We start from the raw sequence: 1,127 nt of genomic DNA on the forward strand, positions 1-1,127 counted from the left end.
CCTTTTGCGCCGGTTCGCTCAAGCGCGCGATAAATGCCTGTACATGCTCGGGCTGGTCCTTGTCGGCGCCGCTGACTTCGCGGCGTTTCCAGGCATCGAACGCCGGGCTGGCAAACGGCGAGGGGCGTGATGGCGGCAGGTCGAGGAAGGCCGCGGTGGCGCTGTCCAGTTCAGGCGCTTGCCGGGAGGTGTAGCCGCTCAGTTGTCGGGTCAACTGCTCGGCCAGGCCGATACCTTTGCCCGCCAGGCTCTGGGCCCACTGTTGGTCGAGCATCTCGGTGTACATCTCGGTCTGCGAGTTATTCGACATCTCCGATTTGGGCACCGCCGCGCGCATGCTTTTGAGCATCATCTGCAGGAACAGCGCCTCGAACTGCTTGCTGGCTTCCTTGAGCCCCGAATGCGGGTCCAGGTGCGCACTGTTGCGCAGCCGGTCCAGGCCCTGCACATCCAGGGCAAAGCCATCGGTGCTTTTCATCAGATGATCTCCAACTCCGCTCGCAACGAACCGGCGGCCTTGAGTGCCTGCAGAATCACCATCAAATCCTGCGGGGTGGCCCCCAGCGCATTCAGGCCCTTGATCACGTCCATCAGGTTCGCCGTGCCTTCGAGCAAGTGCAGCGAACCGCCTTGGGACTCGATGGAAATATTGCTCTGGGAGCTGGTCGCCGTCTGGCCGCCACTGAAGGCGCCGGGCTGGCTGACCGTGTTGGTGGTGTCGATGATCACCGACAAATTGCCGTGGGCCACGGCGGCGCGGTACAGCTTCACCGAGCTGTTGAGCACGATGGAGCCGGTGCGCGAATCGAGGATCACCTTGGGGCGCGCCTGGATCGGCAGTACTTCGATGCTCTCGATGCGCGCCATGAAGTTGGTGCGCTCGTTGGGCGACACCGGCGCCTGGATTTCGATCATCCCGCCGTCCAACGCCGAGGCCACGGTACGGCGCATTTCCAGGTTGATCGCATACACCACGCGCTGCGCGGTGGCCGAGTCCGGTTCATGCAGGGACAAACCGAGCAGGCCGTGGTCGTTGTTCAAATTCAGCGCCACCGTGCGCTCGATAATCGCGCCACGGCTGATGCGCCCGCCGGCCAACTGGTTGACCGTCACGCTGCTGCCGTTGG

Annotated in this window: 2 protein-coding genes; both read right to left on the reverse strand. The window is 63.6% G+C overall.

Features of this window, described 5'->3' with window-relative positions:
- The coding region (locus L9Z73_RS30940) for a rod-binding protein (RefSeq protein WP_247408790.1) at nt 1–478 on the reverse strand (478 nt) is incomplete at its 3' end.
- A partial coding sequence (locus L9Z73_RS30945) for a flagellar basal body P-ring protein FlgI (RefSeq protein WP_247408792.1) occupies nt 478–1,127 on the reverse strand: 650 nt, incomplete at its 5' end. The genes L9Z73_RS30940 and L9Z73_RS30945, both read right to left, overlap by 1 nt.

The organism is Pseudomonas emilianonis (genome assembly GCF_023072625.1).
Taxonomy (GTDB): domain Bacteria; phylum Pseudomonadota; class Gammaproteobacteria; order Pseudomonadales; family Pseudomonadaceae; genus Aquipseudomonas; species Aquipseudomonas paraveronii.